The organism is Alcaligenes sp. YSL9 (assembly GCF_030515105.1).
Lineage (GTDB): Bacteria > Pseudomonadota > Gammaproteobacteria > Burkholderiales > Burkholderiaceae_B > Alcaligenes > Alcaligenes phenolicus.
Genome location: NZ_JALXJU010000004.1, coordinates 165,854 through 191,806, shown reverse-complemented (window position 1 = coordinate 191,806; position 25,953 = coordinate 165,854). Strand labels below are relative to the sequence as shown.

Below are 25,953 nucleotides of genomic sequence, written 5' to 3'. Positions count from 1 at the left end.
GGGTAATCAGCGTGGCTCGGGCAGGCTGGACGCCTGATGCACGGGCATGTCAGCGGCGGTATGGCGGGCTTCCAGTTTCAGGCAGCACAGCATGGCCTGGCTAAGGTATCGGTGCACCATGCGTGTGGACACGCCCAGCGCCTCTGCAATTTCCCGGTTGCTCATGCCGTCGGCCATGGCCATGAAAAAGGCATTGCCCACTTTGGCAGGCAGGGTCCGCAACATGCTGTCTATTTCGTGCAGGGCTTCCAGCACCAGGGCCTGGTGTTCGGCAGAAGGAACCAGGGCGGCCGGGCGGTTGGCCAGCTCTTCCAGCCAGGCTTGTTCAATCTGACGGCGTCGCCATAAGTCCACGCACATGCCATTGGCCATGAGCCGCAAATACACACGTGCTTCGGGTTCGCTGCCGAATTGACGGGGTTTTTGCAGCAGTCGGACAAAAACGTCTTGGGCCAGATCGGCCGCATCGAAGGAATTACCTAGCCTGCGTCGTAGCCAGCTATGCAACCAGCCGTGGTAATTCCGGTAGAGCGATTCCGTGTCGGGTGAGAAGGCGGCATTGTGCATGATGCGTTCCAGTAGTGCCTGCTCAACCAGAAAAATGGTAGAGAATCGGGCAATGAGAACTGAGAATAATTCTCAATTATCAGAAAAAACCGCCCATTCGGCAAGTTGCCGTGGGCGGTTTTACTGTTGGCATCGCAAGCGATCAGGCCTGATCGCGCCCTTCTTCTACAGCATGACAAGCCACTTCGTGCTGCCCGGTTTGCAGCAAAGCCGGGGCTTCGCGGCGGCAGCGATCATTGGCCAGCGGGCAGCGTGGATGGAAGGTACAGCCCGATGGCGGGTTCAGTGGATTAGGCACTTCACCAGCGACCGGGATGCGGCTTTTGCCCGCTCCGCTCATGTCGGGAATGGCTCCCAGCAACATGCGCGTGTAGGGGTGGCGAGGCTGCGCGAACAAATCGTCGCGTGGCGCAATTTCCACAATCCGGCCCAAATACATGACGCCAACCCGGTCGGCCACGTGATGCACCACGGCCAGGTTGTGCGAGATGAACAGATAGGTCAGCCCCAGTTCGCGCTGCAAATCCTTCATCAGGTTCAGGACCTGGGCCTGCACCGACACGTCCAGCGCCGAGGTGGGCTCGTCACAGACGATGAACTCGGGTTGCAGAGCCAGAGCACGGGCAATGGAAATACGCTGGCGCTGGCCGCCGGAGAACTGGTGCGGGTAGCGCTGGGCGTCGCTGGGGTTCAGGCCCACTTGCGTCAGCAGCTCGGCCACTTTGGCGTCTTGCTGGGCGCGGCTCATGTCCGTGTGGGTAACCAGTGGCTCGGCAATGATGCGGCCCACGCGCCAGCGCGGATTCAGGCTGGCATAGGGGTCCTGAAAAATCATCTGACGGCGTTTGCGCATGGCCTTCTGGCTGGCCTTGTCCATGGTTTGCAGGGACTGGCCATCAAACAGAATCTCGCCGCGTGTCAGCGAATACAGGCCGGTCAGCAGACGGGCCACGGTGGATTTCCCGCAGCCGGATTCGCCTACCAGGGCCAGGGTTTCACCCTTGTTCAAGGTGAAGCTGACGCCATCGACCGCGCGCAGGTTTACTTTGGGTTTGCGATAGACCAGACGTTCCAGCAAGGGCGGGGACACATCGAACCAGCAGGCAGCGTCCTTGACCTGGACCAGGGCTTGTTTAGGGGTGCTCATGCGGACTCCTGTGCATGCAGCCAACAGGCCGCCTGTGTTTGTGGGGGAACAGGCAACAGCTCGGGGCGTTCGACCAGGCAGCGATCAAAGCGACGATCACAGCGTGGATTGAAGGCGCAGCCGGGCGGGATGGCGTTCAGGCGCGGCATGCTGCCGGGGATTTGTTCCAGACGCTCCAGCCCCGCGTGCAGATTGGGAATGGAACGCATCAAGCCACGGGTATAAGGGTGGCTGGGTTTCTGGATCACGTCCTGTACAGGGCCGATCTCGATAATGCGACCGGCGTACATCACGGCCACGCGGTCGGCAGTCTCGGCAATCACCCCCATATCGTGGGTAATCAGCATGACCGAGGTGCCATGCGAGCGACAGAGCTTTTTCAGCAGGTCGATAATCTGCGCCTGAATGGACACGTCCAGTGCCGTGGTGGGTTCGTCCGCCACGATCAGCTTGGGCTCGGCCGCCAGGGCCAGCGCAATCACCACCCGTTGGCGCATGCCGCCGGAGAACTGGTGCGGATAGTGGTCGATACGCTCGCGCGCTGCCGGAATGCCGGTAGCTTCCAGCAATTCGATGGCGCGTTCCTGTGCCTGTTTCCAGGACAAGGGCAGATGCGTGACGATGGTTTCAGCCAGTTGATGACCCACGGTATAGAGCGGGTTCAGCGAGGTCAGCGGGTCCTGGAAAATCGCGCCAATCTTGCGGCCACGAATCTTGCGCATCTGGTCCTGGTTCAGATTGTCGATGCGCTCGCCTTCCAGCAGGATCTGGCCGCCGCTGATGCGACCGGGGGCATCGAGCAAACCAATAATGGAGGAACCCGTCAGGGATTTGCCGGCACCGGACTCCCCCACCACACCCAGCACTTCGCCGGGGGCGATGGAAAAGGACACATGATCCAGGGCTTGGAGCACACCACGCCGGGTCGGGAATTCGACACACAGGTCTTGGACAGTTAAGAGTGCAGTCATGGCTTAGCTCAATTTGGGGTTCAGGGCGTCACGCAACCAGTCGCCCAGGAGGTTGACCGACAGCACCAGCAGCACCAGCATCAGGCCAGGGAAAATCGTGATCCACCATTCGCCCGAGAACAGGAAGTCGTTACCGATCCGGATCAGGGTGCCCAGAGAAGGCGAGGTGGCCGGAACGCCGACGCCCAGAAAGGACAGCGTGGCTTCGGTGATGATGGCGGTGGCCAGATGCACGGTGGCCAGCACCAGCACGGGGCCCATCACATTGGGCAGCACATGGCTGAACATGATGCGCGGGGAGGACACGCCAATCACGCGGGCAGCCTGTACGTATTCACGGTTTTTCTCCACCAGCGTGGAGCCACGCACGGTACGGGCATATTGCGGCCAACCGGCCAGCGCAATCGCCCCGATCAGCACCGGGAAGGCGACTACATCGTGCATGTTCAAGGGGAACACGGCACGGGCCACCCCGTCGATCAGCAAGGCAATCAGGATGGCCGGGAAGGACAGCTGCACATCGGCCACACGCATGATGAAGGCATCCACACGGCCACCGGAGTAACCGGCCAGCAGGCCCAGCACGATACCGACCACCATGGACAAGGCTACCGAGGCCAGACCGATCAGCAAGGAGGTGCGCGTCCCGTACAACAGGGCCGAATACAGGTCACGGCCCTGGCTGTCTGTTCCCAACCAGTATTGGGGTGAACCGTTTTCCGACCAGGCCGGGGCCAGCAAGGCATCCATCAGGTCGATGGAGGTCAGATCGAAGGGATCGTAAGGAGCCACCCAGCGGGCACCCAGCGCGCCGATAAACAGCAGCAAGGCCATGATGGTGGCCGCAATGGCGACGGGCGAGTGACGCCAGGACCAGACCAGATCGCTATCCCAGGCGGTTTTCAATTTAGCGAACATATTAGTGCCCCTTGGCGCCCGACAATTGGGTGCGCAGACGTGGATCGACCAGGAAGTACAGCAGGTCTACCAGCAGGTTGATCACAACAAATACCAGGGCAATCAGACAGAGATAGGCCGCCATCACGGGGATGTCGGCAAATTGCACGGCCTGGATAAAAAGCAGACCCATGCCCGGCCATTGGAAAACGGTTTCCGTCACGATGGCAAAGGCGATGATGCCGCCCAGTTGCAGCCCCGTGATGGTGATAACCGGCACCATGGTGTTTTTCAGAGCGTGACCAAAGTGGATGGCGCGTTGCGACAGGCCACGGGCACGAGCAAATTTGATGTAGTCGGCGCGCAGTACTTCCAGCATCTCGGAGCGCACCAGACGCAGGATCAGCGTGAGCTGGAACAAACAGAGCGTGATGGCGGGCAGGATCAAATGCTTGATCCCGTCCCAGCTAAGCAGGCCGGTACTCCACCAGCCAAACTTCAGGACTTCTCCCCGGCCATAACTGGGCAGCCAGCCCAATTGCACGGAGAAGATCAGGATCAGCAAGATACCGATCAGGAAGGTGGGCAAGGATATTCCCAGCAGGGAAAAGGCCAGAATGCTTTGCGCCATGAAACCATTACGCTTCAAGGCGGTGTACACCCCTAGCGGCAGGCCTATCAGCAAGGCCAGTATGGCGGCCACCACGGATAGTTCTACGGTGGCAGGCAGGCGGTCTTTGAGCAGGGTGGAAACCGGTTGGGCTTGCCGCAGGGACAGGCCAAATTCGCCTTGTACGGCCTGGGACACAAAGCGTCCGAATTGCACGGGGGCGGGTTGGTCCAGCCCCAGGCTGGCACGCAGTTCCACGCGATCTTGTTCGGTGGCGTCCTGTCCCAGCATGATGGTGACCGGGTCACCAATGTAGCGGAACAGCACAAAAGCCAGAAGGCTGACCGTCAGCATCACCAGAACAGCCTGGATCAGACGGCGAATAATAAATACCAGCATAGGCGGTCTCCTGGTAGAGCGCGAGGATCACTCGCGACCAGTGTCGTCCTTAATGTGTAGAAAGGGCCCGGCAAGGGGGCTGGTGTAGAAACGGATGACTACAGCGTAATGGGAACCAGCCCCGCACGGAGGCGGGGCTGGGGTATGAAAACAACTTAGTCGATGGTGGTCCATTGGGCCAGCATGCGGTTGTCCGCACGGTGTACCACGTTGACCTTCTTGGCCATGGCCCAAGGAATGATCTGGTCATGCAGGGGGATGTGACCCACTTCCTTGGCATGAATTTCCAGAACCTTGTGGATGGCCGCATCGCGCTTGACGGTGTCGGTTTCGGTCTTGATCTGGTCGATCAAGGCGTCCACTTCGGCGTTTTCGTAGCCACCAAAGTTAAAGGAGCCGTCTGCGCCCTCGCCCTTGCTGTGCATCAGGCTTTGCAGGGTGTACAGCGCATCAAAGGTCGGCACGCCCCAGCCAAACATGTAGGCGCTGGAGTCAAAGCTTTGTACTTTGGGGAAGTAGGTGGCGCGTGGCATGGCGTTCAGGTTGGCTTTCACGCCGACCTTGGCCCACATGCCCACGATGGCCTGGCAGATGGCTTCATCGTTGATGTAGCGATCGTTCGGGCAATCCAGGGTGAAGGTCAGGGAATTGTCGTAACCGGCTTCTTTCAGCAGTTCCTTGGCACGATCCTGGCTGTAAGGCAGGCGCTGGGCCAATTCCTTGGTGTAGCCGTGAACCTGAGGGGCCACCATGGTGCCGGTGGGGGCGGAGGAACCGCGCATCACGGCTTTCTTGATGGCTTCAATGTCGATGGCCACGTACAGGGCTTCACGCACACGCTGGTCAGCAAAGGGGTTCTTGCCCTTGATGCTGCTGTACTTCAGTTCCGGATTCTTTTGGTCCAGACCCAGGTAGATGGTGCGGTACTCGTTGCCTTCCACAATCTTGGTTTGCTGGCGCAGACGCTGCAAGTCCTGCGCAGGTGGGTCCAGAACCAGGTCCACTTCGCCCGACAGCAAGGCGGCGGTACGGGTGGCGTTCTGCTTGATGGGTACGTAGATCACTTCGGTGACATTACCCACCTTGTTGCCCTTGTTCCACCATTCTTCGTTTTCGACAAAGACGGTGCGCACGTCCACTTCACGCGACTTCAGCTTGTAAGGGCCAGTACCGTTGGTGTTGCGAGCCGAGTAGGTTTCTTCGTTCTTGTTGAAGTCCTGAGGCTGGGTGACATTGTTCTTTTCCGACCAGGCCTTGTTCATGATGAACACACTGGTCAATTGGCGCAGCAGAACCGGGTTGGGAGCGGCGGTGATGATGTCCACCGTCTTGTCGTCCACTTTTTCAGCCTTGACGATGCCGTTCACGTAGGCCTTGAAGTTGGACGTAGGGGCCATGGCGCGCTGAATGGAGAACACCACGTCATCGGCGGTAAAGGGAGCGCCGTCGTGGAATTTCACCCCTTCGCGCAGCGTAAAGCGCCAGACAGTAGGTTCACGCTGTTCCCAGGCCGTGGCCAGGCTGGGCACAATCTGGAAATCCTTGTCGTAGTCCACCAGCGCCTCATAGACATACATGCTGCCTGTGATCGTGAGGTTTTCGTTCTGTGCGTGTGGGTCCAGCGTCATGAAGTCGCCCTGGCTGGACCAGGTAAGCGTTTTGCTGTGGCCCACCAAGGGCAGGGCGACCAGAGCTGCCAGCGCAGCAGCCAATACTGTTTTTTTCATGAAAACCTCCTGTTGGGGTGCTTGGTGTCGCTGATAGAGAGGCTGCATAGTAACCGGGCGCTTGCTGCCGATTCAATACGTAGTTTCAGCCTGCTGTCAGCTTAATGATGTTTAGTGATTTATATCATCCCGGCGCTTATTCAGTGGCTCTCGGTGCACCGCTGACTTGTCGCTATAATGGTGTACATATATACAGTTAACGGGCTGATCAAGGTGGCGGCACAAGAAGAAAAACCTCTGGAGCGGCGTATCGCTCATGTGGATATGGATGCGTTTTATGCCTCGGTGGAGCTGCTGCGCTACCCGCATTTGCGCGGCAGTCCCGTGGTGATTGGCGGGCGCAGTGCTGATGCGCCCAGGCAATTGCCCGATGGCAGCTGGCAACATGCCCGTCTGGCTGATTATGTTGGGCGCGGGGTGGCCACGACTTCTACCTATGAAGCGCGTCAGCTGGGTGTGTTCTCGGCCATGGGTTTAATGAAGGCGGCCCAACTGGCCCCCGATGCCATCTTGCTGCCTGCCGATTTTCAAGCTTACCGCCATTATTCGCGCTTGTTTAAACAGGCCGTAGCCACGGTCTCGGACCATATCGAGGATCGGGGTATCGACGAGATCTATGTAGACCTTAGCCATAAAACCGAAGACAGCCACGAACTGGCCGAGCAGATTCGACAAGCCGTGAACCAGGCCACCGGCCTGACCTGTTCGGTAGGCATTACGCCCAACAAGCTGCTCTCCAAAATTGCCTCAGAACTGAACAAGCCCAATGGGGCCTGCGTGTTGACCATGGACGATGTGCCTACCCGCATCTGGCCGCTGGCCGTGGGCAAGATCAATGGCATTGGTCCCAAGTCGGTCGTGAAACTGACGGAAATGGGCATACAGAAGATCGGGGAACTGGCCGCCACACCTGCAGAAAAATTGCAGGAACAGTTTGGCCTGCGCTACGCGCAATGGCTGATGGCCGTGGCTCAAGGCCAGGACGAGCGCCCCTTATCCACCGACCGCACGCCTAAATCCATCAGTCGTGAAACCACCTTCGAGCGTGATCTGCACGTGCGCATGGATCGGTCCCGCCTGTCTGCCGTGCTGGAGTCCCTGTGTGAAAAGCTGGAGCAGGATTTACGCAAATCCGCCATGTGCGCCCAAACCATAGGCATCAAGCTGAAGTTCGAGGACTTCAAAACCGTGACGCGCGACCTGTCCCTGCCCGCTCCCGTGCTGGCGGCGGATGCCATTTTGGCCGCCGCCCGCCAGAATCTGAAACGCGCCGTGCTGGACAGACGCTTGCGCTTGCTGGGTGTGAAAGCCAGCGCTCTGCTGCCCATCAGTGAAATGCCGCAGGAGCAGCCTCGTCAACTGGATCTGGACGGTTTGTTTTAGGCAGGCAGATCTTTGGAAGGCTGCTTGGATGACAGGTTTTATACAAACGCGTCCCGGCGACTCTCACCCCGATACCGTGCAAAGATTTCAGGCTTAAAACGCTTTGGCGCCTGCCAGGGCGCGGATGTGTACCAGAAAAGGGACAATCCACGGCCAGATGGCCATTGTCCCAGGCATAAGCGTCCTGCTGGGGGTGTGCTGCGTTAGAATTAATTGTCCAGCCGCCGGGCTGGTTTATTTTTTCTTCTTTCATTTTCATCAAGGTTTGCCGTTATGGAATTCGATCGGGCCGGTGTACGTGCATTAATGGAAATTACCCAGCGTCCGGAGTTGGTCTTTGTGCGAGGAGAAGGTTCCTGGCTGCAAGATCACAACGGCAAGCGATACCTGGACACCGTCCAGGGCTGGGCCGTGAACGCGCTGGGCCACAGCCCTGCCAACGTGATCAAGGCGATCACCGAACAAGCGTCCAAATTGATCAACCCCTCGCCTGCGTTCTACAACGAGCCCTCTATCGAGCTGGCCAAACGCATCGTGGAACACTCCTGCTTTGATCGCGTGTTCTTTGCCAACAGTGGTGGCGAAGCCAACGAAGGCGCCATCAAGCTGGCGCGCAAATGGGGTCAGATCAACAAGAACAACGCTTACAAGATCATTTCTTTTGAGCACTCTTTCCATGGCCGTACCCTGGCCACCATGTCCCTGTCCGGCAAGCCCGGCTGGGATCGCATGTTTGCTCCACAGGTCGACGGCTTTCCTAAAGCCAAGCTGAACGATCTGGAATCCGTGCGCGCGCTGATCGACGATCAAACCGTGGGCATCATGCTCGAACCCGTACAGGGCGAGGCCGGTGTTATTCCCGCTACCGTGGAATTCATGAAGGGTCTGCGCGCGCTGGCTGACGAGCACAAGCTGCTGCTGATCGTGGACGAAGTGCAAACCGGCATGGGCCGTACCGGCACCATGTTTGCCTACGAACACTCGGGCATTCGTCCTGACATCATGACCTTGGGTAAAGGCATTGGTGGCGGCGTGCCTTTGTCGGCACTGTGTGCCCGCGAAGAAGTGTCCTGCTTCCAGCCAGGCGACCAGGGCGGTACCTACAACGGTAACCCCCTGATGACCGCTGCTGGCGTGGCCGTGTTCGACGAGCTGGCTGCTCCTGGCTTCCTGGAGTCGGTCAACGCCCGCGCCAAGCAACTGTCCGAAGGCCTGCTGGCCATCAGCGCCAAGTGGGGCATGAACGGTGAGCGTGGTGAAGGCTTGCTGCGTGCTCTGATCCTGGATCAGGACGACGGCCCGGAAATTGTGGCTGCTGCTCGCGACCGCGCTCCAGAAGGCATGTTGTTGAACTCGCCACGTCCTAACCTGCTGCGTTTCATGCCAGCCCTGAACATCACGGCCGACGAAATCGACCTGATGCTGGCCTGGCTGGACGAAATTCTGGTCAAGGTTCGCGGCTAAGCGGCCAGCGTGCTGTAAAGAAATCCGCCTTCGGGCGGATTTTTTTTGGCCTTTGGATTTTTGTAGCCCTGCGGGTCTGGTGGGCTTGCAAACCGCCGTTCCTGGCTTAGAAGTCGAGTTGCTCAGGTGTAATCCCAAGCGCGGCGGCAATGCGCTCCAGGCTGCTTTTGCGTAGCCGCTCGCTGCTCTCTTGCTGGGCATAGGCAGATTGGCTGATACCCAGACGAGCGGCCAGCTCTGCCTGTGTCAGCCCAAGGTGTTCACGCCATGCCCGAACCGGTGTTGCACCGTCGATCGTGCTGCTGACGACGGCGTGGGGGATCAGCCCGCCGTCTTGGGTCTGGCTGGCGATGTAGTCTTCGTAGGGAATCACGACAAAAGCGGGATTGCCGTCCGGGCCATTGATGATCTGAATATTAGTACGTGCGTTCATCGCGCTTTCTCACTTCCTGGATGTCGATAATTCTTATCTCTACGTCCCAATCAAACAGGACGCGATAGTTTCCGATGCGCAGGCGATAGCCATACTGGTGATTCGTCAGCGCTTTGATGTTCTGCGATCCGGAGCAATTGGGCATGTCAGCCAAGTTGCCGACACCGTCGCGGATAGCGCCCTGGTGTTGCCTGTCGATCTTGCGCAGTTGTTTGGCGGCTTTGGGTGTCCAGAATATCGAGTTCATGGACAAAATATAAGTTAATTATAAGTTAATTTACTTGATATAAGTTTGGAAAAATTGCGCGGAGGACGGCAAAAAACCATTTTTGACTCCTGTTCTTGCACTCCCACGGCTAACTTGAAACGCGCACGAAATATCACAAATGCCATCGTTGGCAGTATTTAGTTTATTTTCAAAAATAATATAAATATCAATAACTTGAGGTAATTTCATCCAGCAGTTAGCCAGCATAAGTAAATGATTGTTCTGTTGTGGTGCCAAGGGAATGGAGTCGATGTAATAGAAGCTTCCAAGATTTGCCTGCAAGCGCAGGCCCACCTCGTGAGGCACTGTTTACCATGCTCCAGCATCTGTCCAAACTCATCGTAGCTAGTGCCCTTGTGCTGGCTGTTTCTCCGGCCATCGCCGCCGACTCCTTACGCATTGGCGTGGTGCCGGGCGCCTATGCCGATTCCATCAATGCCGCGGCCAAGGATGCCAAGGCCCAAGGCATCAATGTCGAGGTGATCGAGTTCACCGATTGGACCACGCCCAATGTGGCGGTGGATAACCGCGATATTGATATCAATTACTTCCAGCACCAGCCTTTCCTGAAGAACGCCATCGAGAAAAACGGTTACAAGCTGGCCAGCGCGGGCACGGGTATTTTGGCCAATGTGGGAGTGTATTCGCTCAAGCATCAGGCGGTGGATCAGGTCCCTCAGGGCGGCAAGGTAGGCATTGCCAACGATCCCGTGAACCAGGGGCGTGGTCTGCTCTTGCTGCAAAAAGTTGGGCTGATCAAGCTCAAGCCAGAGGTCGGTTATCTGGGCAGCCTGGATGACATTGTGGAGAACCCCAAAAAGCTCAGCTTTGTGGAAGTAGAAGGCCCGCAGCTGGTGCGTATTACGGGTGATGTGGATATTGCCCAAGGCTATCCGCATTTCATCGTAGCGGCCAAAGCCTTTGATCCTTCCAGTGGTCTGGCCTACTCGGGTATTGAAGATGCGCAGTTTGCCATTCAGTTCGTGGTGAAAGCGGACCGCACCAACGATCCTGTCATTCAAAAGTTCATTTCCATCTATCAAAACTCGCAGTCTGTGCGTGACGTGTCGCGTGCGGCATTCAATAACGACGAGCGCCTCTACACCCTGGCCTGGTTGAATGCACAAGGAGGGGCGAAATAATGACGGCGATTTTCTCCTCTCGCGTGCAGCGTTGGGCGCTGGGCATTCTGTTTGCCGCTGCCCTGCCGTTCAGCAGCTCTGCCGCCGTGATTAAAGTGGGCTCCATTCCTGGTGCAACCTCGGATGCGGTGCAAGCGCTGATCTCGGAAGGCAAAAAGCAGGGGCTGGATATTCAGTTGGTGGAATTTACGGATTGGACGCTGCCCAACGAGGCCGTCAACAACCGCGATATTGATGTGAATTTCTTCCAGCACCAAGCCTTTCTGAACAATGCCATCAAAGAGCGTGGCTACGACCTGGAATTGATTGGTCTGGGCTTGCTGCAAAACATTGGCTTGTACTCGAACAAGTACCAATCTTTGGACCAGGTGACCAAGGGTGCAACCGTGTCCTTGCCGAATGATCCGGTCAATCAGGGCCGTGGCCTGTTGCTGCTGCAAAAAGCGGGCCTGATTACCTTGCGTCATGGTCTGGATACCGGAGCCACGGTCAATGATGTGGTGGACAACCCCAAGCAGCTCAAGTTTGTGGAAATTGAAGGCCCGCAACTGATCCATTCCCTGCCGGATGTGGACCTGGCTGTCGTCTGGCCCAGCTATTTCGTCAGCGCTGGCCGCAAGGCGGATGCGGGCAGGGCCCTGGTCTATTCCGGCATTGCCGACACCTTTTATGCAATGGGTTTTGTTACGCGCAAAGATCGCGTCAACGACCCTGCCCTGAAACAGTTCGTGGAGCTGTTCCAGCAGTCGCAAGCGGTACGCAACACGATTGCAGACCGCTTTGATCACAATCCCCATCTGTACACCTTGCCCTGGCAAGGCAGCAGCACAGCGAGCAAGTGATATGGCATACACATCAGCACTACGGCGTAATTTGGACGAGCTGCGGGACACCGCCGAACAGGCCGCAGGACAGCGCGAGGTTCATAAGGCCAGTGCGTCTGTCAAAGCGGAACTGGAACAGCAGCCCAACGTCGTCAAGGCGGGCAGCGTGGCTTTTCGCAATCTGTCCAAAATCTATCAGTCCTCGGCAGGCGCCGTGCCTGCCTTGCAGGACATTGATCTGGACATCGCGCCAGGCAGCATCTTCGGCATTATTGGCCGTAGCGGCGCGGGTAAATCCAGCTTGCTGCGCACCATCAACCGGCTGGAGCGCCCGAGCAGCGGCCAGGTATTGGTAGATGGCGTGGACATTGCCCGTCTGAATGAGTCGGAGCTGGTGCAGCTGCGTCGCCGCATTGGCATGATTTTTCAGCACTTCAATTTGCTGTCTGCCAAGACGGTGTACGAGAACGTGGCCTTGCCCTTGAAGGTAGCCGGTGTGTCGGCGCAGGACATTGCCCCGCGCGTTCAGGAACTGCTGCAACTGGTCGGCTTGCAAGACAAGGCCGATACCTATCCCAGTCGTTTGTCGGGTGGGCAAAAGCAGCGTGTGGGCATTGCTCGCGCCTTGGCAACTGGCCCGGAGATTTTGCTGTGTGACGAAGCCACTTCGGCGCTGGACCCGGAGACCACACAGTCCATTCTGAGTCTGCTCAAGGACATTAACCGCCGTCTGGGCATCACCGTCGTGCTGATTACGCACGAGATGAGTGTGATCCGTGAAATTGCCGACCGCGTGCTGGTGCTGGAAAAAGGCCGCATTGCCGAGCTGGGCGAGGTCTGGCGTGTGTTTGGCAAACCGCAGCATGACGCCACCAAGGCACTGCTGGCACCTTTGCAGCACACACTGCCGGAGGACTTGCAGGCACGTCTGGTACAGCAGCCCCCTGAAACTGGCACGTACAGCCGCATCCTGCAATTGAGCTATAGCGGCGAAGGTGGCTGGGAGCCGGATTTGCTGCGCATTGCCCGCAGCCTGCCCGGCCAGCCGCAGCTGGTGCATGGTGGCGTGGACCGCATTCAGGGCCATGCACATGGACGTTTGCTGGTCGCCATTGAGGGGCATGTGAGCCTGCCCGATTTGACATCTTTGACGCAAGGCCCGGCGGCCATCGCGCATCACATTGAGGACATTGGATATGTTGTGGAATCTGAGTATCCCCGCTGAGCGTTATTGGCAGGCTTTTCTGGACACGTTGATGATGGTGGGCGTGTCTGGGGGCATTGCCTTTCTGGCCGGTATTCCGCTGGCGGTGCTCTTGATTGTGACGGCCCCCCATGGCTTTTGGGAGTCGCCCAAGATCAACCGGGCGGTGGGTAGCGTGGTCAATGGTTTCCGGGCCACGCCCTTCATTGTTTTGCTGGTTGCGCTGATTCCCTTCACGCGCTTGCTGGCAGGCACCACGATTGGGGTGTGGGCGGCCATTGTGCCCTTGGCAATCAGCGCCACGCCTTTCTTTGCCCGTATTGCCGAGGTCAGCCTGCGCGAGGTGGACTCTGGTCTGATTGAAGCGGCTCAAGCCATGGGCTGCAAGAAGTGGGACATCGTGCGCCACGTCTACTTGCCCGAGGCACTGCCCGGCATTGTGGGTGGTTTCACTATCACTATCGTGGCTTTGATCAGCTCGTCTGCCATGGCGGGTGCAGTTGGTGCCGGTGGCCTGGGTGACTTGGCAATCCGCTATGGCTATCAGCGTTTTGACACGCAGGTGATGTTGATCGTGATTGCCGTGTTGATTGCTTTAGTGACTGTGGTGCAGTTTGCCGGCGACCGCTACGTGCAGTGGCTGCGCGCACGTTGATCCGAGTTCAGCCAAGGGCTGGCGCACGTAGTGGCGTCGCCTTGGCAATGAATGTGATGTTCTTTGTTTGCTCGGACGCTCTGTCTTGAGCTGGGACGCAGGTGCTGGCAGCTGCGTCTATCCCTACCGTTTTTAGTCATTGAAAAGAGTGCCGTATGAATGATCGGATTACTCAGGGCGGAGCTTTGCCCGAAGCATCTGCAAAGCCGCGTCTGCCCTTGCCCCCCCAACAGCCTCATGTGATTGGCAGTGAAGCCGAAGCCATCGTCATTGCCCGGCAATTGGCTGCTGAATTTGCGCAAACTGCTGCCGAGCGCGACCGCCTGCGCCAGCTTCCCTGGGACGAGATAGAGCGCTATACCGCCTGCGGCTTGGGTGCCATCACTATCCCCAAAGCCTATGGCGGCCTGGAAGCCTCCAACGAAACGCTGGCGCAGGTTTTTGCCATCATCAGCGCGGCTGACCCTTCTCTGGGTCAGATCCCGCAAAACCATTTCGCGCTGATCCAGAACCTGAAAGACACCGGCACCGAATCTCAAAAGCAGCGTTGGTTCAAGGCGGTGCTGCAAGGCGCACGTTTAGGCAATGGCGGGCCGGAGAAAAAGGGCAAGGCAGCGGTGATTACCGACATCACTGCCCATCTTGCGCGGGCAGCGGATGGCCGCTTGCGCGTTAGCGGCACACGCTTTTATTCAACCGGCGCCTTGTTCGCGCATTGGATTCCTTTCCGGGCTGCGGATGAGCAAGGCCGTGGCGTACAGGTCTGGGTGCGTCGTGATGCGCCCGGCGTGCAGGTGATTGATGACTGGAATGCTTTTGGGCAGCGCACAACCGCCAGTGGCAGCGTGGTATTCGACCAGGTTCTGGTCGAGGAAGACCATGTGCTGGAAAGCTGGCGTTTTGCGGACAAGCCTTCCCTGTCGGGTCCTATTTCTCAACTGATTCAAGCCAGTATTGATGCCGGTATCGCTCAGGGGGCCTTGCAGGATGCACTGGGGTTTGTCCGTAATCGTGCGCGCCCCTGGACCGATTCGGGGGTGACCAGTGCCACGCAGGACCCTCACATCATTCAGGAAGTGGGTGCCTTGCAGATTGAGGTGGATGCCGCTCAGGAAGTTTTGCTGGAGGCAGCGCGTCTGTTGGATGCGCTGGCTGCCAAGCCCGTGGATGCAGACAGCAGCGCCCGTGCTTCCGTGGCGGTTGCCGAGGCCAAAATCCTGACGACGGAAGCTGCCCTGAACGCCAGCGAACAGCTCTTTGCCTTGGCCGGCTCGTCGTCCACCCGTGCGGCTCATAACCTGGATCGCCACTGGCGCAACGCCCGCGTGCACACCTTGCATGACCCGGTGCGCTGGAAATATCACTTGCTGGGCAATTACCTGCTCAATGGCGCCTCGCCGTCTTATCACCAATGGAACTGAGGCCATGACAACACAGCTTTCTACATCCGTACACATCATCCAGTCCGAGGCCGAAGCGCTGCAAGCCGCCGAGCAGTTTGCACAATCCATTGCCCAACATGCGCTGGAGCGTGATCGCGACCGTATCTTGCCGCATCGAGAGGTGGAGCAATTCAGTCAAAGTGGCTTATGGGGCATTACGGTCCCCAAAGAATACGGCGGCGCGGGCGTTTCCGCCGATGTGCTCACCCGTGTCGTGCAGCGCATTGCCCAGGCCGACGGCAACTTTGGCCATATCCCGCAAAACCACTACTACGCCTTGGAAGTGTTGCGCGTGGGGGCGACGCACGAGCAAAAAGCCTTTTTCTACGATCAGGTGCTGCAAGGCAAACGCTTTGGCAATGCATTGGCGGAGATCGGCAAGAAGGACTTTGTACGTCGCACGCAATTGCTGAAAGAGCCGGATGGCTGGTTTGTAGACGGCCGCAAGTTCTATTGCACGGGCTCGCTGTTTGCACACTGGATTCCCACGCTGACGACCTCGCGTGATGATGGCCGCCTGTATCTGGTTTTTGTACCGCGTGGGGCTGCAGGCGTCACGCTGACAGACGATTGGGACGGCTTTGGCCAACGTGTGACAGGCAGCGGCTCGGTGGAGTTCACACGTGTTCCTGTGCAGCCGCAATGGGTCGTGCCGTTCACGGACTCCTTCGAGCGTCCGACCACTATTGGTCCCTATGCCCAGATCATCCATGCAGCACTGGATTTGGGCATAGGCCAAGGGGCTTTCGAGGCCACCTTGCCCTTTATTCGCGAGCACAGCCGCCCCTGGATTACCGCTGGTGTGGACAGCGCCGCACAGGACCCCTTGCTGCTGCAGGAGGTGGGCAATGTGCATGTGCGTTTGCGTGCCGCGCAAGCGCTATTGGCCCGCGCCGCCCGCTTTGTGGACGCCGCCCAGCAAGCACCGGATGAGGACAGCGTGGCTCAGGCCTCCATTGCCGTTGCGCAGGCCAAGGCTTTGGCTACCAGCGCCAGTGTGCTGGCAGGCAGCAAGTTATTTGAACTGGCAGGCACCAGCGCTACGCAGGCCCAGCATGGGCTGGATCGCTACTGGCGTAACGCCCGAGTCCATACCCTGCATGACCCGGTGCGCTGGAAGTACCACGCCATTGGTAATTACGCCCTGAATGGCGTGCGCCCGCCGCGCCATGGTGCTTTGTGATGCCACCTGGAAAGCTGTGTTTGGGCATGGCTGCAGGGGTGAAGAAGCGTTGCGCAGTATGGCTCAAAGCATGTCAGTAAATACGTTCTAGCAAGACACATATGCGCTTCGATATGGCCTGTTTTCCAGGCCACGAGCCTTTCTCTTTTATCTGGATGTTGATTGATGACTATCTCGAAGATTTTGAAAAAACTGACGGCGTTTAGCCTGGTTTCTACTGCTGTTTTGTTGAGTAGCACAGCGACCGCAGCTCCTTTGAAAATCGGTGTTGTGCCCGGCATTTTTGCGGACTCGGTGGCCGTTGCTGCGCAGGAGGCCAAGAAGCAGGGAGTGGATGTGCAGGTGATCGAATTTACCGATTGGGCCACACCGAATGTGGCGCTGGATGCGGGCGATATTGATCTGAACTACTACCAGAACAGCAATTACCTGGCCAATGCCGTGCGCGACAAGGGCTTCAAACTGGTCAGTGTGCAGCCGGGCATTTTGTCTTACCTGGGCCTGTATTCCCTCAAGCACGCCACCTTGGCTGATTTGCCCGATGGCGCAAAAGTGGCAATTGCCAGTGACGCCGTCAACGTAGGCCGTGGGCTGCGCCTGTTGCAGCATGCGGGCTTGATCACGCTGCGCCCCGAAACCGGCTTGCTGGGTACTCCCGATGACATTGTTGCCAACCCCAAGAACCTGAAGTTTGTGGAAGTGGAAGGCCCGCAATTGGCACGTGCCACACAGGACGTGGATCTGGCTCAGGGCTTTCCGTATTTCATCCTGGCCTCCAACGCCTTTGATGCTACGAAAGCCTTGTCCTTGACTAGTTACGAGGACGACTCCTGGGCGATTCAGTTTGTGGCCCGTAGCGACAGGACGGAAGACCCGCGCATTGCCCAGTTCCTGGAGGTCTACAAAACATCGCCTGCGGTGCGCGAGGCAATCGATCAGTTCTACCAGGGCGAGAAAAAGCTGTATCGCCTGACCTGGTTGCCGCATTAAGCAAGGAGAATGCCCCATGACGCAGCCCAAGAAACACATCCATATCAACGCTTTCAACATGAATTGCGTCGGCCACATCCACCATGGTTTGTGGACGCATCCGCGTGATCAATCCACGCAGTATCACACTCTGAAGTACTGGACGGATCTGGCCCAAACGCTGGAAAAAGGCTTGTTCGACGGCATTTTTCTGGCGGATGTGGTCGGCTATTACGACGTTTACCAGCAAGGTGTGGACTTGACGCTGCGCGAGGGTATTCAACTACCGGTGAACAACCCCTGGCTGCTGGTCTCGGCCATGGCAGCCGTCACGCAACATATTGGCTTTGGTCTGACAGCGTCAGTGGCGGCGCATCACCCTTACACCTTCGCACGCGATGTCAGCACGCTGGATCAGCTAAGCAATGGCCGCATAGGCTGGAACATCGTGACTGGCTATGTGGATAGCGGGGCGCGGGGTTTGGGGCAGGATGGTCTGGATGCACACGACAGTCGTTACGACCGGGCCGAGGACTTTCTGCAATTGGCTTACAAGCTGTGGGAAGGCAGCTGGGAAGATGACGCGCTGATTGCCGACAAGCAGCGTCGTATCCATGCCCTGCCCGAGAAAGTGCATACCGTGCATCACGAAGGGCCCTTTTATCGCAGCAATGCAATTCATATGAGTGCGCCCTCTCCTCAGCGTACGCCTCTGCTGTTCCAGGCAGGCACCTCGGCGCGGGGGCTGCAGTTTGCCGGGCAACATGCTGAAGGGGTTTTCATCGGTGCGCGGGACCCGGAAGCGGCCAGGGACTCGTCCCGCAAGCTGCGTCAGGCAGCGGTCAATGCGGGACGGCAAGCGCAGGACCTGAAGATTTATGCGGGTGTAGCGGTCGTTACGGGTGCTACGGAAGCCGAGGCTAAAGAGAAGTATGCCGACTATCTGGCCCATGCCAGTTCCGAGGGCGGCCTGGCGCATTTTGCGGCCAGTACCGGCGTGGACTTTGCCCAGTATGACCTGGATGAACCCATCAGCTTTGGCCCCAGCAACGCGATTCAATCCGCAGCGGCCGCAGCCCAGAAACAAGGCTGGACGACGCGCCGCAAGCTGCTGGAGCAATTCACGCTGGGTAGCCGCTACAAAACCATTGTGGGCGACCCGCAGCAAGTGGCGGATGCGCTAAGCACCTGGATTGATGAAGGCGAGATCGACGGCTTCAATCTGACCCGCATCGTTGTGCCTGAAACCTGGGAAGACTTTGCCAGCTACATCGTGCCCGAGCTGCAAAACCGGGGCCGCTATCGCACGGCGTATGAAGGTGGAACCCTGCGCCAGCAATTGTTTGGACAAGGAGATCGGGTATCTGCCACGCACCCTGCCGCGCAGTGGCGGCATTTGGTGCCCGGTTCGACCCCGGAGGCGGGATCGGATGAGGCGGCTACCTCTGCCTTGCAGGCAAGCTGATTAAGGCGAGAAAGAGCCAGTATCTGCTGCGTTGGATCATTTTTTACGACCCCTTTTTTAAGGTCAGGATCATGTTGTTTGCCCGTTTTTCTATTCGTGCCGTGTTTGCCTTGGCAGCTTTGAGCCTAGCGGGCCATGTGTCTGCTGCTGCATTGAAAATCGGCGTCACGCCCGGCTCTTTGGCCGATTCAGTTGCCGTGGCAGCCAAGGAGGCCAAGAAACAGGGCCTGGAGGTCGAGGTGATTGAGTTCACCGACTGGACCACGCCCAATACGGCCTTGGCCTCCGGGGATCTGGATTTGAATTACTTCCAGCATCAGGCTTTCCTGGACAATGCCGTCAAGGAAGGCGGCTATGCCATTGAAAGTGTGGCTTATGGTTTATTGCCCAATATTGGCTTGTATTCCAAGCAGTATTCGTCCTTGGATGCGCTGCCCGAAGGCGCTTCTGTTGGGGTGGCGAGTGATCCGGTGAATCAGGCGCGCGGCCTGCTGCTTTTGCAGACGGCTGGCCTGATTCAGCTGAAAGAGGGGGCAACTGCGCGTGCCTCGATTCATGATGTGACGGCCAACCCCAGAAAGCTGCGCATTGTGGAAGTCGAAGGGCCGCAATTGGTGCGCGCAGCCGATGACCTGCCCTTGGTCCAAGGCTATCCAGCCCATTTTGTGAACGCCGGGCAGTCCGAGCTGGCCAGCAAGGCCTTGCAGTATTCCACGGTGGATGATCTGTACTACGCCATCCGCTTTGTCGCGCGGAGCGGCCATAGAGATGATCCGCGCATACGCCAGTTTGTGGATCTTTATCAAAACTCCCCTGCCGTGGCCGCGCAGATCGACACGTCTTTTGCGGGAGACAAGAAGCTGTATGCCTTGCCGTGGAAGACGGCGGGTCATGCTTCCATTACGCAGGTTCCTTGAGGGCTGCACATCATGATTACTGACACTGCCGTTTTTACCTCTGATGTTGCGCCACGCCGGACTGTGCCAGAAAGGGCTGCGCCAGCAAGTGCACGAGCTTCCGATCTGGGCGCCTTGCGTGCCCGTTTCAGCGCCCTCTTTCAGCGCATTGCCGATACCGCTGCGGAGCGCGAGCATACCCGTACCTTGGCCTATGCGCCCATTCTGTGGCTGAAAGATAGCGGCTTTACGGCTTTGCGTGTGCCGCCTCAATGGGGTGGCAGCGGTGTCTCCATCCCGGTGTTCTTTGAGCTGTTTCAGGAGCTGGCTGCGGCGGATTCAAATGTCGCCCAAATTCTGCGACCGCATTTTGGCTTCATCGACCGCTTGTTGATTGATCGGGATGAGGTCACGCAAGCGCAGTGGCTGCCATTGGCAGGCCAAGGGGCGATTTTTGGTAATGCCACGACCGAGACTGGTTTGGGCGCTGTAGGCCAGTTGCAAACCACGCTGGAGCCCGATCCAGAGCAGGCCGGTCAATGGCGTCTGAATGGCCGCAAGTTCTACAGCACGGGCACCTTGTACGCGGATTGGGTCACGGTGGTGGCTCGCAGCACAGGAACGGAACAGGAAGATGAAACGGTACATGCGGTCGTTGCCACCGATCAGGACGGCGTGGAGCGTCTGGATGACTGGCATGGTTTTGGCCAAAGGCTGACGGGATCTGGCACGACGGTGCTGACGGATGTGCTTGTGCCCGAGAGCGCCATCATCCGTTTTCCGCGCCAGGAGCCCACACCCTTGGTGGCTTATTTTCAGCTGGTGCATTTGGCGACCCTGGCAGGTATTGCTCAAGCCGTGCAGCGTGATGCAGTGGCCTATGTACAGGCGCGCAAACGTGTCTTTAGCCACGGCAGTGCCGCGCTGCCCAAGGACGACCCCTTGGTGCAGCATATTGTGGGAGAGCTGGCCAGCACGGCCTATATTGCCCAACTGGCGGTACGTGATGTGGCGGCTCATTTGCAAAGCATTGCGGATCAGCGGCAGGCGGGTGTGGAGGTCTCCCGCGAAACACTGGATGCCCTGGAACTGCGAACGGCACAGGCGCAAGTGGCTGTAGTGGAACCTGTCTTGCGGGCGGCCACGCGCCTGTTTGATGTGGGTGGCTCTACGGCCCTGGAGGAGTCCCGTCGTCTGGATAGACATTGGCGTAATGCGCGAGCTTTGGCTTCGCATAATCCGGTGATCTACAAGGCTCGTTCGGTGGGGGATATTTTGTTGAACGAGGCCGAGCCTGTGTACTACTGGCATGTGGGGACCAAGGGGAGTTGAGCTGATGCGGGTAGAGGCGGGGCCGCCTCTTGGAAGCAAAAGGGCACGAATCATTCGTGCCCTTTTGCTTGGTACGCTCGGAGACCGATGCATTGATGACAGGCGAGCAGACTGTGGCGATATCGTTAATGTCACTTGGGTGTTTTTAGGGCGAAGACGTCGATAGGCTCCAAGGGACACCGTCAAAAAAGGGGCGATGGTCTCGCCCCTCCTGGTGTGCATCTTGCTCTGCGCCTGACGTTTGTCCTGGATGAGTCAAAGCCGCCAGCGTTACCTGGGCAGCTGAAACAGCCTGGCTGCATTGTCATAAAACAGCTTGTCCAGAATGCTGTCCTTGAAGCCCAGCTGTTGAAAGTCCTCAATACTCTGGCGAATCGGGCGGAAGGTATAGGACGAGCCAAACAGCAATTGCTCGGACAGGAAGCTATTGGCTGCCTGCACATAGCCCTCGTTTCCCGGCTGGAAAATGTACATATCCGGCACCAGATGCACGTTCTCGTGCAGAAAGGCCAGGCCTATGGCCTGTTGCACATTGGGCCAATAGCCGTGATAGGCCACTAAAGGCAGATCCGGGAAGGCTTTGGCCACTTTGGCCAGCCCGGCCGGGTCGTTGTAGCGCGGGTCCGGCGTGGTGGGGCCACTCATCAAAAAGACGGGTACTTTCAGGTGGCGCGCCAGTTCGTAAACGGGCCAGTAAACAGGGTCATCGGGGTGACGTGCTGGAACACCAAAACCCGGCTCGATATCAATGCCGGACAAGCCCAGCTCCTTGATGGCGCGTTCTGCCTCGGCCAGGGCTTGCTGCTCGCCTTGCAGAGCCGGATCAATACCGGCAATGCCCAGCAATTCATCGTGTCCGTGCACGATCTGATGAATGGTGTCGTTGGGCAAATGTTGCGACGGTGTGTGGCGGCCTACGACGACCGCTTTACTCAGTCCGGCCTGGCGCACTTCTTCCAGAAAGCCTTCCTGGCTAAGTGATTTTTCAAAGTGAGTATCGCTGCCACGAGTGCCAACGCGGCGGTTTAGCCAGCGCGCGGTGGCATGTTCTGGCGTACCAGGTTCGGCCCCGAAAAACTTGTGCAGAAAGGCAGGTCGGCAGCGTAGATCAATTATTTTCTGGCTCATGATGCAGAGGAAAGTTGCTGGTTTTGAACACCGCGCGCGTCAAAGGCGCCGCCGGTCTGGGCGCGATCACTGACGGTGACGGCCCGTTTGCCCAGAAGTGGAAACACCAGCTCGGCAAAGCGTATGGATTCTTCCAGATGGGGGTAGCCCGAGAGCACAAAGGAGTCCGCACCCAGGTCTATGTATTCCTGCAAGCGCTGGGCCACGGTTTGGGCGTCGCCCACCAGTGCGGTGCCTGCCCCGCCCCGTACCAGCCCTACCCCTGCCCACAGATTGGGCGAGACTTCCAGCTGATCGCGACGGCCACCATGCAAGGCCGCCATGCGTTTCTGGCCTACCGAGTCCATGCTGGCGTAGTTGGCCTGTGCTTTGGCAATGTCCTCGTCCGTCAATTTGCTGATCAGACGATCCGCCTCGGCCCAGGCTTCTTCATTGGTTTCACGTACGATCACGTGCAAGCGCACCCCCAGCCTCAATTTGCGACCACGGGCGGCGGCACGGCGGCGGATGTCCTCAAATTTCTTGCCCACAGCAGCCGGTGGTTCGCCCCAGGTCAGGTAAGCATCGACATGCTCGGCAGCCAGTTCATGGGCGGCGTCTGAGGAGCCGCCAAAGTACAAGGGCGGATAGGGTTTTTGCACAGGCGGGAAAAAGTTGCGGCCATTCTCTACCTTGAAATGCTTGCCCTGAAAATTCACAGTGTCGCCAGAGAGCAATTGACGCCAGATCGTCAGGTATTCATGGGCGTATTCATAACGGGCATCGTGGTCCAGAAACACGCCTTCGGCGGCCAGTTCGGTGGCATCGCCGCCGGGCACCACATTCAGCAGCAAACGGCCATGCAGGGCCTGGTCCAGGGACGCTGCCTGACGTGCGCTGGAAACGGGTGCGCCCAAAGAGGTACGCAGCGCCACCAGCAGCTTGATGCGCTGGGTAACAGGAACCAGGCTGGCCGCCACCACCCAGGGGTCCAGGCAGGAGGCGCCGGTGGGAATCAGCAAGCCGTCATAACCCAGGTTCTCGCTGGTGACGGCAATGCTGCGCAGATACTCGTTGGTGGGCGCGCGGCCAAAGTCGGATTTGCCCAGATAACGGGTATCGCCCGAGGTGGGCAGGAACCAGAAAATATCGGGTGTGGTGGAGGTGATTTGGCTCATGCTGCCTGCGCCTCCAGAACAGAGTTTCGCAGCGGCAAACGCGTTTGAATACTGTGCAGTACCGGCACGGCCAGATCAACGGTGCGCTGGATGTGCTGTTGCAGGGCGGCGCTGGTGACTTCGCCGTCCTGAATCTCTTCGGGCGTGGCATAGACCCCGATGGGCAGGGTCAGCGCCTGGAAGAAGCTGAACAGGGGCCGTAGCTGATGTTCGATGACCAGGGCATGGCGTTGGCTGCCGCCAGTGGCGGCCAGCAATACGGGGGTGCCATTCAGGGCATTCATGTCGACCAGATCGAACAGGTGCTTGAGCAGGCCCGGAATGCCCGCGCGAAAGATGGGCGAGCCCACGATCAGAAAGTCTGCCTGCTCAATGGCGGTGATGGCCTGATGCGCTTGGGCGGGCAAGGCATCGGTGGACAGGGCCGCGCCCAGCTCGGGCAGCAGGCTGACCAGCTCGATGTTTTGCACGTCCAGTGCCAGTTGGTCGTTCAGTGTGTCGCGTAGCGCATCCAGCAGCACTTGCGTGCGGGAGGGACGGTGCAGGCTCCCATTCACAATAACGGTTTTCAGAGGACGGCTCATGGCAATTCCTTGCAGTGAAATCAGAACAAGGTGCCGCCAGAAAACGGGGGCACCTGTGCGAGTCAATGTCTTGTATTACATGCCTGATCGTCGCGGCCACGAAAGACAATTCGCTCATGTGTTTATGGTCGATAAGCGTCCTTACTCTTTTGATTTGCTTATGAAAATCAGTATTGTTGAATGTGAAAAAATGAGCTGCCAAATGGCATGAGCATGAACTGTGTCAGGAGTTCGTCGCCGGTCTTTTTCGGGGTCAAATAAAGCGATCGGAACGGGAGTGCCAGAACTGGATAGTGCGCCGCTACGTTGTGCCAAAGCTGGATAGTTCGGCGCCAAATGGCTTCATAGAATGAAACCAGGTCAATCCGGGGGGATTGGCATCCGACTGTGTGGGAAACACAGCGGCTTTTATTTCTATGAGAGAGACAAGTCATGACTCAAAACAGCACCCCACCCTATATCGACATTGAAAAACGCATCGACAAGGTACGCGACGAATACGCGCTGGTTGAAGGCCACTTCGATACGTCCGAGGAAACCTCCCCCTGGATTCCTTTCGGCCCCAATATCTGGCTGCGTCACCTGAGCTTTGATATTCGCAACAACACCTCGGTGCACATCATGCGCGCTGACAAAGGTGGTTCTTTGGGGCGTCATCGCCACCGCGCTGTGGTGACCGGCTACATTCTGTCCGGCAGCCTGCGCTATGAGGAATACGATTGGGTGGCCCGCGCCGGTCATTACATTCACGAGAGTCCCGGCCGCACGCACACCCTGGTGTCCGACGAAGGCATGGAGACCCTGTTCCACCTGGGCACGCCTATCGAGTTCCTGGACGAGAACGACAACATCCTGGAAATCATTGATGTGTTCTGGATGATCGACCACTACACCAGCTACTGTAAGAAGCACAATCTGCCCATCAACAAGTCCATGTTCATCTAGGACTGTTTGATGCTTGTGTGCCGTGTCTGCCCCGTTTGATGGGGCAGTTCCTTGAAGCGTTGCTGGTAGTAGGCAGAAAACCGCCCCAGATGCCCAAAACCATGCGCCAGTGCCACCTCGGTGACGTTGGGGCGGGGTCGGCTTTGCAGCACCTGATGGGCGGCGTCCAGACGCAGATTGCGTACCCAGCTCATGGGGGACTGTTTGTAGTGACGACGGCACAGCAGATGCAGGAAGCGGGGACTCACACCCGCTGCCTGCGCCAGATCATCCAGTGAGATGTTGCTGTGCAAATGCGCCAATACATAGTTTTTAGCTTGGAGCAGACGCATCTGCCCTGCTCGGGCCGCCGCTCCCATGGACTCATCCACCAGAGTCTGCACGGCTTGTTCATCGGCAGGATGACACAGCAGGAACAAGGCCAGGCTGCTTTCAATATGCTGTGTCCAGTTGGCTGGACGGTCGCTATGTTGCGTCGGTAGCAGAAGCAGATGCTGGATGAGGTTGGCCCATTGTGGGCCCATACAGGGGTCCAGCTTGTAGACGCAGCCTCGGGTCATGCCCTCTTGTGCCAGAGTCTGATGGCCCACACCGTCAAATAGGCTGTAGGGGATTTTCACGATCAGCTGTTCGCAACCGGCTTGCCACAAGGTGCGCACATGGTGGCGAGGGGATACCACCGCAATATCGCCGGGATAGGCCGTTAGTTTGTGATGACCATCGCTGATGAATTCGGCCGTACCCTGCAAAGGCATTTGCACCAGACAGAAGTCCCCGAAGGCATCGGCCTGGATTTCCACTTCGGCACCGTAGCCCAGTCGCATCAGGCTGATCTGATCAATATCGCGACGGTACAGGCTGGTGTTGATGCGCCCGCGACCCCAATGCAGGGCATGCCGGGAAATGGCCCGGCTAAGCGGCTGATGAGACAGCTCGGCGCTGTGCGAATGAAAGATTGGATGGCGGTACAACACCGACAGATCCAAGCCATTTTCTGCCGACATTGGGAACCCCTTGTTCCAGAGCATAAGGATGCGCGTGACCAGCGCCTAGTGTAAAAGTTGAGCGGCTGGGTGGGCATGGGGGCTATCCCTGATCGGGGCTGGTCGGTTTCAGAATATTATTTATTTACAGATAGATAGCCAGTTTTCTATTTTATTT

26 protein-coding genes are annotated in these 25,953 nt (G+C 58.0%); 13 read left to right on the top strand and 13 right to left on the bottom strand.

Annotated elements, in window-relative coordinates; all coding sequences use genetic code 11:
* Positions 1–6 precede the first annotated feature (6 nt).
* From M2Q46_RS17385 to M2Q46_RS17360, 6 genes are all read right to left on the bottom strand, one after another.
* Positions 7–567, bottom strand: a complete 561-nt coding sequence (locus tag M2Q46_RS17385; protein ID WP_042484893.1) for a sigma-70 family RNA polymerase sigma factor — start codon at positions 565–567, stop codon at positions 7–9.
* 142 nt (positions 568–709) lie between these two features.
* Positions 710–1,714 (bottom strand): ABC transporter ATP-binding protein, encoded by a 1,005-nt coding sequence (locus M2Q46_RS17380; protein ID WP_302357720.1) that lies wholly within the window; start codon positions 1,712–1,714, stop codon positions 710–712.
* Positions 1,711–2,685 carry an ABC transporter ATP-binding protein gene (locus M2Q46_RS17375; RefSeq protein WP_257112789.1) on the bottom strand — a complete coding sequence of 325 codons (975 nt, stop codon included), beginning with the start codon at positions 2,683–2,685 and terminating at the stop codon, positions 1,711–1,713. The genes M2Q46_RS17380 and M2Q46_RS17375 overlap by 4 nt, the downstream gene beginning before the upstream one ends.
* A gap of 3 nt (positions 2,686–2,688) precedes the next feature.
* Complete coding sequence (locus M2Q46_RS17370) at positions 2,689–3,603, bottom strand: ABC transporter permease (protein ID WP_009461211.1); 915 nt, start codon at positions 3,601–3,603, stop codon at positions 2,689–2,691.
* A 1-nt stretch (position 3,604) separates the two neighbouring features.
* Positions 3,605–4,591, bottom strand: a complete 987-nt coding sequence (locus tag M2Q46_RS17365) for an ABC transporter permease (RefSeq protein WP_009461210.1) — start codon at positions 4,589–4,591, stop codon at positions 3,605–3,607.
* 155 nt (positions 4,592–4,746) lie between these two features.
* Positions 4,747–6,318: an ABC transporter substrate-binding protein gene (locus M2Q46_RS17360; protein ID WP_302357718.1), complete on the bottom strand. Its 1,572-nt coding sequence runs from the start codon at positions 6,316–6,318 to the stop codon at positions 4,747–4,749.
* 177 nt (positions 6,319–6,495) lie between these two features.
* Between M2Q46_RS17360 and dinB the strand changes: the two genes are divergently transcribed.
* Positions 6,496–7,701 carry a DNA polymerase IV gene (gene dinB / locus M2Q46_RS17355; protein ID WP_115634728.1) on the top strand — a complete coding sequence of 402 codons (1,206 nt, stop codon included), beginning with the start codon at positions 6,496–6,498 and terminating at the stop codon, positions 7,699–7,701.
* A gap of 273 nt (positions 7,702–7,974) precedes the next feature.
* Positions 7,975–9,165: an acetylornithine transaminase gene (locus M2Q46_RS17350; RefSeq protein ID WP_009461207.1), complete on the top strand. Its 1,191-nt coding sequence runs from the start codon at positions 7,975–7,977 to the stop codon at positions 9,163–9,165.
* Between the two features lie 106 nt (positions 9,166–9,271).
* Here M2Q46_RS17350 and M2Q46_RS17345 read toward each other — a convergent pair whose 3' ends face one another.
* The 3 genes from M2Q46_RS17345 to M2Q46_RS17335 are packed head-to-tail and all read right to left on the bottom strand — an operon-like array spanning position 9,272 to position 10,172.
* Positions 9,272–9,598 carry a helix-turn-helix domain-containing protein gene (locus tag M2Q46_RS17345; protein ID WP_042484873.1) on the bottom strand — a complete coding sequence of 109 codons (327 nt, stop codon included), beginning with the start codon at positions 9,596–9,598 and terminating at the stop codon, positions 9,272–9,274.
* Positions 9,582–9,845: a type II toxin-antitoxin system RelE/ParE family toxin gene (locus M2Q46_RS17340; RefSeq protein ID WP_035269329.1), complete on the bottom strand. Its 264-nt coding sequence runs from the start codon at positions 9,843–9,845 to the stop codon at positions 9,582–9,584. The genes M2Q46_RS17345 and M2Q46_RS17340 overlap by 17 nt, the downstream gene beginning before the upstream one ends.
* Before the next feature lie 30 nt (positions 9,846–9,875).
* Positions 9,876–10,172, bottom strand: coding sequence for a hypothetical protein (locus M2Q46_RS17335; RefSeq protein WP_147293851.1), 297 nt, complete (start codon positions 10,170–10,172; stop codon positions 9,876–9,878).
* A gap of 8 nt (positions 10,173–10,180) precedes the next feature.
* Here M2Q46_RS17335 and M2Q46_RS17330 point away from each other — a divergent pair, with 8 nt between their 5' ends.
* From M2Q46_RS17330 to M2Q46_RS17285, 10 genes are all read left to right on the top strand, one after another.
* Positions 10,181–11,008, top strand: coding sequence for a MetQ/NlpA family ABC transporter substrate-binding protein (locus tag M2Q46_RS17330; protein WP_115634871.1), 828 nt, complete (start codon positions 10,181–10,183; stop codon positions 11,006–11,008).
* Entirely contained in the window at positions 11,008–11,850 is an 843-nt protein-coding gene (locus M2Q46_RS17325) for a MetQ/NlpA family ABC transporter substrate-binding protein (protein WP_302357714.1), read from the top strand. Before M2Q46_RS17330 ends, M2Q46_RS17325 begins: the two co-directional genes overlap by 1 nt.
* Position 11,851: 1 nt before the next feature.
* Positions 11,852–13,057: a methionine ABC transporter ATP-binding protein gene (locus M2Q46_RS17320; RefSeq protein ID WP_115634731.1), complete on the top strand. Its 1,206-nt coding sequence runs from the start codon at positions 11,852–11,854 to the stop codon at positions 13,055–13,057.
* Positions 13,029–13,691, top strand: coding sequence for a methionine ABC transporter permease (locus tag M2Q46_RS17315; protein ID WP_009461203.1), 663 nt, complete (start codon positions 13,029–13,031; stop codon positions 13,689–13,691). Before M2Q46_RS17320 ends, M2Q46_RS17315 begins: the two co-directional genes overlap by 29 nt.
* A 155-nt stretch (positions 13,692–13,846) precedes the next feature.
* Positions 13,847–15,112, top strand: coding sequence for an SfnB family sulfur acquisition oxidoreductase (locus M2Q46_RS17310; protein ID WP_302357713.1), 1,266 nt, complete (start codon positions 13,847–13,849; stop codon positions 15,110–15,112).
* A 4-nt stretch (positions 15,113–15,116) separates the two neighbouring features.
* Positions 15,117–16,316: an SfnB family sulfur acquisition oxidoreductase gene (locus tag M2Q46_RS17305; RefSeq protein ID WP_302357711.1), complete on the top strand. Its 1,200-nt coding sequence runs from the start codon at positions 15,117–15,119 to the stop codon at positions 16,314–16,316.
* 165 nt (positions 16,317–16,481) lie between these two features.
* On the top strand, positions 16,482–17,306 hold the full coding sequence (locus M2Q46_RS17300; RefSeq protein ID WP_257112795.1) for a MetQ/NlpA family ABC transporter substrate-binding protein: 825 nt from the start codon (positions 16,482–16,484) through the stop codon (positions 17,304–17,306).
* A 16-nt stretch (positions 17,307–17,322) separates the two neighbouring features.
* Complete coding sequence (locus M2Q46_RS17295; RefSeq protein WP_302357710.1) at positions 17,323–18,750, top strand: LLM class flavin-dependent oxidoreductase; 1,428 nt, start codon at positions 17,323–17,325, stop codon at positions 18,748–18,750.
* A gap of 71 nt (positions 18,751–18,821) precedes the next feature.
* Positions 18,822–19,667: a MetQ/NlpA family ABC transporter substrate-binding protein gene (locus tag M2Q46_RS17290; protein WP_302357709.1), complete on the top strand. Its 846-nt coding sequence runs from the start codon at positions 18,822–18,824 to the stop codon at positions 19,665–19,667.
* 12 nt (positions 19,668–19,679) lie between these two features.
* Entirely contained in the window at positions 19,680–20,978 is a 1,299-nt protein-coding gene (locus tag M2Q46_RS17285; RefSeq protein WP_302357708.1) for an acyl-CoA dehydrogenase family protein, read from the top strand.
* Between the two features lie 270 nt (positions 20,979–21,248).
* On the opposite strand, the gene M2Q46_RS17280 is transcribed toward M2Q46_RS17285, so the two are convergent.
* From M2Q46_RS17280 to msuE, 3 genes are read right to left on the bottom strand one after another with little or no spacing between them, the layout of a single operon-like run.
* The gene (locus M2Q46_RS17280) at positions 21,249–22,106 is read right to left on the bottom strand and encodes an amidohydrolase family protein (RefSeq protein WP_268378617.1); all 858 of its coding nucleotides are present in this window, start codon (positions 22,104–22,106) and stop codon (positions 21,249–21,251) included.
* The gene (gene ssuD, locus M2Q46_RS17275; RefSeq protein WP_021447128.1) at positions 22,103–23,263 is read right to left on the bottom strand and encodes an FMNH2-dependent alkanesulfonate monooxygenase; all 1,161 of its coding nucleotides are present in this window, start codon (positions 23,261–23,263) and stop codon (positions 22,103–22,105) included. The genes M2Q46_RS17280 and ssuD overlap by 4 nt, the downstream gene beginning before the upstream one ends.
* Positions 23,260–23,847, bottom strand: a complete 588-nt coding sequence (gene msuE, locus M2Q46_RS17270) for an FMN reductase (RefSeq protein WP_239054960.1) — start codon at positions 23,845–23,847, stop codon at positions 23,260–23,262. The genes ssuD and msuE overlap by 4 nt, the downstream gene beginning before the upstream one ends.
* A gap of 432 nt (positions 23,848–24,279) precedes the next feature.
* On the opposite strand from msuE, the gene M2Q46_RS17265 reads away from it, so the two are divergent.
* A complete protein-coding gene (locus tag M2Q46_RS17265) occupies positions 24,280–24,792 on the top strand; it encodes a 2,4'-dihydroxyacetophenone dioxygenase family protein (protein ID WP_009461189.1) in 513 nt (170 codons plus the stop codon).
* Here M2Q46_RS17265 and M2Q46_RS17260 read toward each other — a convergent pair.
* Positions 24,789–25,796 (bottom strand): AraC family transcriptional regulator, encoded by a 1,008-nt coding sequence (locus tag M2Q46_RS17260; protein ID WP_060186580.1) that lies wholly within the window; start codon positions 25,794–25,796, stop codon positions 24,789–24,791. The genes M2Q46_RS17265 and M2Q46_RS17260 overlap by 4 nt on opposite strands.
* Between the last annotated feature and the right edge of the window lie 157 nt (positions 25,797–25,953).

Bases quoted from the DNA above. Each gene is read 5' to 3' on its own strand.
- dinB (WP_115634728.1), top strand. From the start codon at position 6,496: ATGGTGTACATATATACAGTTAACGGGCTGATCAAGGTGGCGGCACAA.
- M2Q46_RS17375 (WP_257112789.1), bottom strand. From the start codon at position 2,685: ATGACTGCACTCTTAACTGTCCAAGACCTGTGTGTCGAATTCCCGACC.
- M2Q46_RS17260 (WP_060186580.1), bottom strand. From the start codon at position 25,796: ATGTCGGCAGAAAATGGCTTGGATCTGTCGGTGTTGTACCGCCATCCA.
- M2Q46_RS17345 (WP_042484873.1), bottom strand. From the start codon at position 9,598: ATGAACGCACGTACTAATATTCAGATCATCAATGGCCCGGACGGCAAT.
- msuE (WP_239054960.1), bottom strand. From the start codon at position 23,847: ATGAGCCGTCCTCTGAAAACCGTTATTGTGAATGGGAGCCTGCACCGT.
- M2Q46_RS17310 (WP_302357713.1), top strand. From the start codon at position 13,847: ATGAATGATCGGATTACTCAGGGCGGAGCTTTGCCCGAAGCATCTGCA.
- M2Q46_RS17315 (WP_009461203.1), top strand. From the start codon at position 13,029: ATGTTGTGGAATCTGAGTATCCCCGCTGAGCGTTATTGGCAGGCTTTT.
- M2Q46_RS17350 (WP_009461207.1), top strand. From the start codon at position 7,975: ATGGAATTCGATCGGGCCGGTGTACGTGCATTAATGGAAATTACCCAG.
- M2Q46_RS17380 (WP_302357720.1), bottom strand. From the start codon at position 1,714: ATGAGCACCCCTAAACAAGCCCTGGTCCAGGTCAAGGACGCTGCCTGC.
- M2Q46_RS17280 (WP_268378617.1), bottom strand. From the start codon at position 22,106: ATGAGCCAGAAAATAATTGATCTACGCTGCCGACCTGCCTTTCTGCAC.
- M2Q46_RS17285 (WP_302357708.1), top strand. From the start codon at position 19,680: ATGATTACTGACACTGCCGTTTTTACCTCTGATGTTGCGCCACGCCGG.
- ssuD (WP_021447128.1), bottom strand. From the start codon at position 23,263: ATGAGCCAAATCACCTCCACCACACCCGATATTTTCTGGTTCCTGCCC.
- M2Q46_RS17320 (WP_115634731.1), top strand. From the start codon at position 11,852: ATGGCATACACATCAGCACTACGGCGTAATTTGGACGAGCTGCGGGAC.
- M2Q46_RS17370 (WP_009461211.1), bottom strand. From the start codon at position 3,603: ATGTTCGCTAAATTGAAAACCGCCTGGGATAGCGATCTGGTCTGGTCC.
- M2Q46_RS17265 (WP_009461189.1), top strand. From the start codon at position 24,280: ATGACTCAAAACAGCACCCCACCCTATATCGACATTGAAAAACGCATC.
- M2Q46_RS17385 (WP_042484893.1), bottom strand. From the start codon at position 567: ATGCACAATGCCGCCTTCTCACCCGACACGGAATCGCTCTACCGGAAT.
- M2Q46_RS17360 (WP_302357718.1), bottom strand. From the start codon at position 6,318: ATGAAAAAAACAGTATTGGCTGCTGCGCTGGCAGCTCTGGTCGCCCTG.
- M2Q46_RS17365 (WP_009461210.1), bottom strand. From the start codon at position 4,591: ATGCTGGTATTTATTATTCGCCGTCTGATCCAGGCTGTTCTGGTGATG.
- M2Q46_RS17290 (WP_302357709.1), top strand. From the start codon at position 18,822: ATGTTGTTTGCCCGTTTTTCTATTCGTGCCGTGTTTGCCTTGGCAGCT.
- M2Q46_RS17300 (WP_257112795.1), top strand. From the start codon at position 16,482: ATGACTATCTCGAAGATTTTGAAAAAACTGACGGCGTTTAGCCTGGTT.
- M2Q46_RS17305 (WP_302357711.1), top strand. From the start codon at position 15,117: ATGACAACACAGCTTTCTACATCCGTACACATCATCCAGTCCGAGGCC.
- M2Q46_RS17340 (WP_035269329.1), bottom strand. From the start codon at position 9,845: ATGAACTCGATATTCTGGACACCCAAAGCCGCCAAACAACTGCGCAAG.
- M2Q46_RS17325 (WP_302357714.1), top strand. From the start codon at position 11,008: ATGACGGCGATTTTCTCCTCTCGCGTGCAGCGTTGGGCGCTGGGCATT.
- M2Q46_RS17330 (WP_115634871.1), top strand. From the start codon at position 10,181: ATGCTCCAGCATCTGTCCAAACTCATCGTAGCTAGTGCCCTTGTGCTG.
- M2Q46_RS17295 (WP_302357710.1), top strand. From the start codon at position 17,323: ATGACGCAGCCCAAGAAACACATCCATATCAACGCTTTCAACATGAAT.